The sequence below is a fragment of the Streptomyces sp. 8K308 genome, from assembly GCF_004348315.1.
GTDB lineage: Bacteria > Actinomycetota > Actinomycetes > Streptomycetales > Streptomycetaceae > Streptomyces.
The window spans coordinates 19647-27549 of the sequence record NZ_SMKC01000062.1 but is presented as its reverse complement, the minus strand read 5'-3'; the positions used below and the strand labels follow the sequence as shown (position 1 = coordinate 27549).

6 protein-coding genes are annotated in these 7903 nt (G+C 70.9%); 3 read left to right on the top strand and 3 right to left on the bottom strand.

Annotation, left to right across the window (positions count from 1 at the left end):
* Positions 1-267 precede the first annotated feature (267 nt).
* Positions 268-1224, top strand: a complete 957-nt coding sequence (locus E1265_RS12290; RefSeq protein WP_132930331.1) for a LysR family transcriptional regulator — start codon at positions 268-270, stop codon at positions 1222-1224.
* A 97-nt stretch (positions 1225-1321) separates the two neighbouring features.
* Here the strand turns inward: E1265_RS12290 and E1265_RS12285 are convergent, their stop codons facing one another.
* Positions 1322-2092, bottom strand: coding sequence for an oxidoreductase (locus E1265_RS12285; protein WP_132930330.1), 771 nt, complete (start codon positions 2090-2092; stop codon positions 1322-1324).
* Positions 2093-2770: 678 nt separating this feature from the next.
* Between E1265_RS12285 and E1265_RS12280 the strand changes: the two genes are divergently transcribed.
* Both E1265_RS12280 and E1265_RS36990 read left to right on the top strand, forming a co-directional pair.
* Positions 2771-3568 carry an SAM-dependent methyltransferase gene (locus E1265_RS12280; RefSeq protein ID WP_132930329.1) on the top strand — a complete coding sequence of 266 codons (798 nt, stop codon included), beginning with the start codon at positions 2771-2773 and terminating at the stop codon, positions 3566-3568.
* 185 nt (positions 3569-3753) lie between these two features.
* The gene (locus tag E1265_RS36990; RefSeq protein WP_165953734.1) at positions 3754-4080 is read left to right on the top strand and encodes a hypothetical protein; all 327 of its coding nucleotides are present in this window, start codon (positions 3754-3756) and stop codon (positions 4078-4080) included.
* Positions 4081-4420: 340 nt separating this feature from the next.
* Here E1265_RS36990 and E1265_RS12275 read toward each other — a convergent pair whose 3' ends face one another.
* Both E1265_RS12275 and E1265_RS12270 read right to left on the bottom strand, forming a co-directional pair.
* Positions 4421-5407, bottom strand: a complete 987-nt coding sequence (locus E1265_RS12275; protein ID WP_243740718.1) for a LacI family DNA-binding transcriptional regulator — start codon at positions 5405-5407, stop codon at positions 4421-4423.
* Positions 5408-5464: 57 nt separating this feature from the next.
* Positions 5465-7897: an alpha-L-arabinofuranosidase C-terminal domain-containing protein gene (locus E1265_RS12270; protein WP_243740717.1), complete on the bottom strand. Its 2433-nt coding sequence runs from the start codon at positions 7895-7897 to the stop codon at positions 5465-5467.
* Positions 7898-7903 lie beyond the last annotated feature (6 nt).

Below are 7903 nucleotides of genomic sequence, written 5' to 3'. Positions count from 1 at the left end.
ACGACTGTACGCCGAGGCGGCCCACAAGGCACCCAACCTCGCCGAGCGCGCCCACCTGACACGCCAGGCCGCCCGCCTCAACACCCACCGACAACGCTGACGGGCCGCGCCCGAACTTCCCCGCGGCCGCCCGCGGACCGAACACCCCGAAGGCCGCTTCCTGCCTGCGCGGGAACGGGAATGCGGCCGGTCCGGAATCGCGTTGCTCTCTTCGCGGCCTGTCCAACGCGGTGGGTCGTGGTCCAGCGTTGGGAGGGGCGGGAGGCGTTGACTCTTCGTCAGTTCGAGTACGCCCTGGCCGTGGCCGAGGCGGGCTCGGTGACGGCGGCGGCGGAGGTGTTGCGTGTCGCTCAGCCGTCGGTGTCACAGCAGATTCGCAGCCTGGAGCGGGAACTCGGGGTGACGCTGTTCGCCCGTACGCCGGCCGGGCTGGTGCCCACCGCGGTCGGTCGTGCGTTCCTGCGGGACGCGGAGGTCACGGTGAGGGCGGCGCGACAGGCGAAGGCGACGGCGCGGGCCGGTGCCGATGAGCTGGAGGGCGAGCTGGTGGTCGCGGCGCAGATGGGACTGGGCACGCGGCAGCTGCCGGGCGCGCTGATCGCGTTGCGCCGCCGTTTCCCGCGGCTGGAGATCACCGTGTTCGAGGAGGCGAACCCCGCCGAGCTGAAGCGGCTGGCGCGCCGGGGCGTGGTGGACCTCGGCCTGATAGCCGGGCCGTGCGAGGAAGACCTGTACGAGAGCCACCACCTCGGCGACGAGGAGTTCGTCGTGGTGCTGAGTCCCGAGCACGCGCGGCTCGCCGCGGACCGGGTCGAGTTGCGCGACGTGGCGCGGGAGCCGTGGATCAGGTTCGACCACGGCAGCGCGCTCGACGGCACGCTGCGGGACGTGCTAGGGGACAACGGGCTCGCCCCGACGACGGTCGCCCGCGTCTCCCAGACGGCGACCGCGGTGCGCTGGGCCGCCCACGGGCTGGGGGTGACTCTCGTTCCGACCTCTGCGGTGCCTCCCGGGTTCGAGCACCTCACGCGTCCCGTCCATCCCGCCGTCTCCATGCCCACCGTCGCCGCGATCCGGCCCGGCGCGGGCCCGGCGGAAATGGCCCTGCTCAAATTTCTGCGTCAGGAGACCTGGTACTACACCGATTTCTCCGGTAGCGGGTCACCGCCTGCTCACAACTGGGTGATGCCGCCGTCCACCAGGAACTCGGCGCCCGCGGCGTAAGTGTCGTCGAGTGTGTGCTCTGGGAACGGCCGCTGATCAGTACACGTGCTCCGGTGTTCAACTCTCCGTTTTAGTTCCTTCTTTCGCCTCGTCGGCGTCAACCCACCGGGAATTCCCCGCCGTCCACGGTGAGGTTCCTTCCGGTCAGCCAGCTCGCCCGGTCCGACACGAGGAACAGCACCGCGTCGGCGATGTCGTCGGGCCGGCCATCGCGTCCCAGCGGAGGGGTGGTGGTGTCCTGGCCGGGCCCCTCGTCCAGGCTCGCCCACTGCCCCCGCGTCGCCTCGCCGCCGGGGGTGGCGGTCCTGCCGGGGGACACCGCGTTGACCCGAACTCCGAACGGGGCCAGTTCCAGGGCCAGTCCCCGGCTGTAGTTCTGCAGCGCCGCCTTCGCCGCCGTGTAGTGCAGGAACGGCGGTGCCGAGGTGGGAACGGCGGCCGTGGAGACGTGCACGACCGCCCCCGAACGCCGTTCACGCATCCCCGGGGTCAGCAGCGAGTCCAGCCGCACCGACGCCAGGTAGTTCAGGTCCAGCTGGTCCTGCCACTCCTCGTCGGGGATGGCCCAGGCGTGCTGGAAAGGTCGCGCTCCGCCCGCGTTGTTGACCAGGATGTCCACCCCGCCGAGCGTCTCCCGCGCGGCCGCGGCGATTGCCTCCGCCCCGGCCCGGGTCCGCACGTCGGCTTCCACGAAGGCGGCGCCCTTGGGCACCGTACGCGTCGCCGACCTGGCGGTCGTCAGTACCTCGGCGCCCGCGTCCAGGAGCTGCCGCACGACGGCCGCCCCGATTCCGCGCGAACCGCCCGTGACCAGAGCTCGCTTCCCCGCGAGCTCTCGCGTTTCCGAATCTTTCCTGGTTGTGACCACGCCGCTGATCCTTTCGGTTGCCTGTCGATCCGCTCGACCGGAAAAGGGGCGACGCACACCGGGAACTCATTCCGGATAACCACGGTGCGCTTCTGGCCTCGTCGAGCCGTTTCACCGTAGATCCGGGACGGATTGAGAGGCAAAGACGAAAAACGAGCGAGTGCTATAGGGGCTGCCTATAGCCGACTCGGTAACCAGGCGTCGTGCGGCGTGACCGCGTTGGGCACGGAGAGACTGTCGTCGGCCACGGCAGGCCGACCCCAACGATGTGACGCGACGGCGAAGGCCGGGGCCCGCTCGGGGATCGTCCGCTTCAGCGGCGCGGTCGAGCAGGCGGGCATGCGTTCTCTCTCGGAGGCGTCGACCCGGCTGCTCCATCACCAGCGTCCGCGCGGACGCCCCGGCGTCGCCTCACTGGGGCGGGTTCCGCAGGATCTCGGTGATGGAGCGCAGGTGGCCACGTTCCCATGAGTCCTACCCGGTCCGCCGCGCCTGTCAGAAGTAGCCGCCCATCGGCAGGTGGATCTCCGGATCGGCGGTCCACGGCCTGCTCGGCTGCCATCGCGCGAGGGCCGCGCGCGAGGGCTGCCGTCGACAAGGCCCGGCGCGGCATGATGGCCGTGGACGAACTCGTGCTCACCGCCGGCCCGTTCGGGCCGTCCCGATGATCGGAGACCCATGTCCGACCGACCGGACCGCCAGCACTCCGCCGACGAGAGCGCGGAGGTCCCCGCCAGCCATCGCTTCTGGGACGCCCTCACCGGCGGGACGGACCACCGGCCCGCGGACCTGCTGGCCGCGGCGGAGGCCGAGCGGCGCTTCCCGGAGCTGGCGGCCGGCGCCCGCGCGACCCGCCCGTTCCAGGCACGGGTCATCCGGCATCTCGTCGCGGCGGGCGTCCGTCAGTTCATCGACCTCGGCACCGGTCTGCCGAGCGCCGGGAACACCCACCGCCTCGCCCAGGACCTGGCCCCCGACGCCAGGATCGTCTCCGTGGACATCGACCCCGAGCTGATCCGGCACGCCAGCGCGCTGGTCCCCAGCACACCCGAAGGCGCCGCCGACTACATCGCCGCGGACATCCAGGACGTGGACGCCGTGCTCGACCGGGCCGCCGACACACTTGACCTGTCCCGGCCAGTCGCCCTCGTCGCCATGAGCATGCTAGGCCACCTGCCGGTCGGTAGGGCCCCCGCCGTCATCCAGCGCTACACCGCCGCGCTGGCCACCGGCAGCTACCTCACGCTGTGCGACAGTTGGGCGGGAACCCCCGGCATGACGGAGGCCGCCGACGCCTACAACGCCACCGGCGCCATGCCGTACCACCTCTTCGCCTCACTGGCGGAGCTGGCGGCCCCGGCCGCCGGCCTGACGATCCTGGATCCCGGCGTCGTCCCGGTCGACCACTGGCGCCCCGACACCGCCGTCTCCGGGCCCGGCGTCGGCCAGTACGGACTCCTCGCCGTGAAACCCTGACCTCGGCGACGAGGGCGCGTGGCGGGCCAGTTGGTGCGGTCCTGGCACTGGCCCGTCTCGGCCTCGCCCCCCGGTGGGTTCGAGTACGCCCTCCGGAAGTGGTGATGTCGACCGTCACCGGGTGATCGCTGTGCGCGTGTGGGGAGAGATGGCATGCCAGGCGACTGCCTGGAGAAAAAGGAGCCGTGACGAAGCACAGGATCGCCCGTCTCGTGGCCACCGTCACCACCGCCATGCCCATGGCCGTCGCGGCAGTAGTCCTGACCGCGCCCGCCGCACACGCCGGTTATATCGACTACTTCTGTTCGAAGTTCGTCGTCGAAACCGACGTGCGGGTCACCGGGAGGGACTGTGGGGCTGGCTGGGGGAAGGATCCCGACAGCCCGGAGCAGTTGCTGCTCAGGACCTCGGGTGGTGACGCCGTTCCCTTCCTGGAATGCGACAGGAGCAGGTGGAACTACCAAGACGACACCGTCACCGGGTTCGGCTGTCGGATCGCTCGAACCAGCTGACGTGCGCCTGGTGCGGTGATGTAACCGGGGCCCCGGCATGCGTCCCGGCCAGCACGTGACCACCAACTGGCTGGGACGCGAACGCCTTCCGATGCCCGACGCCACGTTTCCCTCCCGCGACGTCGGGTTTTCGCTTAGGTTGTTGCGCAGCCGCTCCTCCGGCAGGAATGGCTCCAGCGGGTTGTGGTGGGCGTTCGCCCGGCGCCCGCAAGTCTGGTCCCGGCGCACCCGCCCTGCCCACCAGCAACACCCGTGTGGCCAGATCGAGGGTCGGCCGGAGTGCACCTCCGCAGCCGTCTCGAGGCGGGTCCCCATGCGGGGCCGGCGGCTCTCGGCGGGTTCAGCCGCCTGTTGACTCCCGGGTCACCACCGAGAAGCCGCCGACGAACTCCTCGTGGCGGGTCGAGGGCTCGGTCTGCTCAATGCGCCTGGTCAGGAAGTCAACCGCTCGCTCGGCCATGCCGTCGTGGTCCGGGTCAACTGTGGAAAGCGAGGGGATGAAGAACTCGCTCTCCTCGACGTTGTCGAACCCGATCACCTTCACCTGGTCGGGCGCCCGTACCCCGGCGTCCGCCAGGCCCCGCAGCACACCCATGGCCAGGGAGTCGGTCACGCAGAACACGCCGTCGAATTCGAGCCCGCTCTCCGCCATCTCTCGGGCGCGTTGCGCACCGTCGCGCATGCCGAGCCCGCCCACCTGCTGAATCAGGGCGGGGTCTGGCGGCAGGCCCGCATCCTCCAGCGCCAGCCGGTAACCGGCGAGACGAAGGCTGGAGGTGTCGACTTCCTCCAGCGATCCGCACAGGAACACGACGCGCCGGCAGCCCCGGTTGATGAGGTGGCGGGTGGCCGCGCGGGAGGCGTCGAGATTGGGCATGGCGACGTGGTCCACGGGGCCGCCGAAGATCCGGTCGCCGAGGATGACCACGGGGTGGTCCGCCTTGAGCCGCTCGGCGTCGGCCTGCCCCATGCCCGCGACGCTGAGGATGAGCCCGTCGTAGAGCCGGTTGCGCGACAGGGACAGTGCCTCCATTTCCTTCTCGGGTGAGCCGTCGGTCTGCTTGATGCTCACCCGGAGGTTGTGCCGCTCGGCCGCGGTGATGATGGTGGCGGCCAGCCGCCCGTAGTAGGGGCTGTTCACCTGGGGAATGGCGAGACAGATGGTTCCGGTGCGGCCCTTGCGCAGATTGCGGGCAGCGGCATTGACCCGGTAGTCGAGCCGGGCCATCGCCTCCAGGACCTTCTCACGCGTCGCCCTGCGCACGTGCGGATGGTCGTTGATGACGTTGGAAACGGTCATCGACGAGACTCCGGCGGCCTTCGCCACATCCTGAATCGTTACCACGCTCTCCCCCGGTCTGTGGTCCCAGAACCCGCTCGCATGCTACGCCTCCCGTCCACGCGTGCGCAGGACGGTGAACGAGTGGGGCGGGATGTCGCAGACCGGCCCGGTCAGCCGGTCCTCGACGGGGGTGGCCGGGGCGGGTTCGAACCGGCTGGTGGCGTCCGGGGAGATGGTGAGCGTGGTGCGCAGGACATCCGCGTCGGCATCCCCGCTGGTCAGGCGGAGGCGGACGGGGACCGGCTCGGGCGTGGCGTTCGCGATCTTGACGATCACGTCACCGGCCGTGCTGTCGCGGACGGCCGAGACGGCGAAGACCTCCGGGACCGGTCGGATGTCCTCGATGTCGTGGACCAGCTCGCTGTCGCGGTAGCAGCGGATGCGCAGGCCGTCCACTTCGACCCGCAGGTCGTACCAACGGCCGGTCTCGACCGGCAGGGCCACACGGTCACTGAGGTCGTCCTGCACGCCGTCGTCCACGCGCTGGAGCCACGTCGACCGGTTCAGCGAGCCGCCGAGCGTCCACTGGTACCAGCTGCCGGGCGACGTTCCGGCGAAGCCCAGGACGAAGCCCTCGGCGCCGCCGGTCTTCCTGGCCCGTACGGAGAAGGCGTACGAGGGCCCGTCCACGGCGTCCGGCAGCAGCAGCTTGGCATCCGTGCCGCCCGCCGTCTGCCGGACGCCGCCCTCACCGTCCGTCACCCACGTGCCGGACTCGGCGTTCCAGGCGGTGAAATCGGGGGCGGGCGCGGGATCGCCGCCCGGAGAGGCGACGCGCGCGTCGGTGAATTCGGCGCGGGTGTCGGCTCCGGTGCCGATGCGGACAGCGCGCCGGGGGCTCTCCGGGACGGGTGGCTCCTGCGGTGCTCCGGTGACGGTGACGGGCAGAGCGGTGTCGCCGGAGTTCACCGAGTGCATCCGCTGGACGTGGTAGTTGAGCGTGGGCCAGACGTGGGTGTTGTCGAAGTAGATCAGGTCGGGCAGCCACTGGGTGCGGTCGCGTTTGGCGAGCAGCGGGGCGTACGAAGCCAGCCGGACGACGTCGCCGTTGCGCTCCATGGCGATCATGTAGGCCGCTTCCGCGATGGCGCTGCGCCCGTTGTTTCCCCAGCTGCCGTACTCGCCGATGTACAGGTGCGGGCCCTGGCGGTCCATGGTCTCGAAGCGGCGCGTGTTCTCCAGGAGCCAGCGCGGCGACTTGTAGGAGTGCTCGTCGACGATGGGGACGTGCCGCTCGCGGGCGAACGCCCAGCCCTTCTCCCAGTCCTCGCCGGCGGGGGCCGGGCCGAGGGTGCCGATGACCGTGATCTCGGGGTGGTGCTTGCGCAGGGCGTCGTGGATGCGGGCGAATCGGTCGCGGAAGGTGTCGGTGATGGTGTCCTCGTTGCCGACGCCGAGGTATTCCAGGCCGAAGGGCTCGGGGTGGCCGGCGGCGGCGCGCAGGGCGCCCCAGGGGGAGTCGGCGGGCCCGTTGGCCCACTCCACCAGGGCCAGCACCTCGGCGACGTAGGCGGGCATCTCCTCCTGAGGGATGCCGACCTGCCCGGTCACCTCCGTGTTCTGGCAGCAGACGCCGGCCGGGACGACGGGCAGCGGCTTGGCACCGATGTCCTCGCAGAACTGGAAGTACTCGTAGTAGCCCAGGCCCATGGACTGGTGGTAGTGCCAGATGTTCGGCTGCTGGCGGCGCTCGTGCAGCGGCCCGATGGTCTCGGGCCAGCGGTACATGTTGCCCAGCCCCTGCCCGTGGGCGAGGCAGCCGCCGGGGAAGCGCACGAACTTCGGCTTCAGGTCGGCGATCGCCTGCGCCAGATCGGCCCGCAGGCCACCGGGCCGGCCACGGAAGGTGGCCTGCGGGAAGAGCGAGACCAGGTCCAGGTGGACGGTGCCCACCCCGGCCACTGTGAGGGTGAACCTGGCGTCGGGGTCAGTCGCCTCACACACGATGACCGCCGTGTGCCGCTCCCAGGCATCGTGGAGGGGTCCCAGCTCCGCCTGGCCGTGGACCCGACTGCCGTCCCGGCTCTCGATCCGTGCCATGAGACGGTCCGCAGTGCCGTCGGCCAGGCGGGCGAAGAGGCTGACGTCGTACGCCTCACCCGCCCGGACGGGGATACCGTCGAACCCCTCGTTGCGCAATCCCGCCCCGCGGCCCGCCGTACGGGCGGCGATGGTGCGCAGCACCGCGTAGTGCGGGTTGGCCGGGTGCAGCGGAGCGTCGGTGGAGACGGTGACCGATCCGGCGGCGCCGTCCCGCTCCAGCAGTTCCCAGGCGGTCAGGGCGTGCCAGGCGGACCGGTCGGCGGAGCCGTACTCGAAGGACCGGTTCTGCACCAGCTCGGCGTAGAGACCGCCGTCCGCCGCGTAGTTGAGGTCTTCGAAGAACACCCCGAACAGGTCGGGCGAGATGGTGGTGCCCACGGCTCTGGTGTCCACCTCGACGACCGTCTCGACAGGGCGGGCGGGTCCGCGCATCGTCGT

Coding starts and splice junctions, on each gene's coding strand:
- E1265_RS12280 (WP_132930329.1), top strand. CDS start 2,771: ATGTCCGACCGACCGGACCGCCAGCACTCCGCCGACGAGAGCGCGGAG.
- E1265_RS12270 (WP_243740717.1), bottom strand. CDS start 7,897: ATGCGCGGACCCGCCCGCCCTGTCGAGACGGTCGTCGAGGTGGACACC.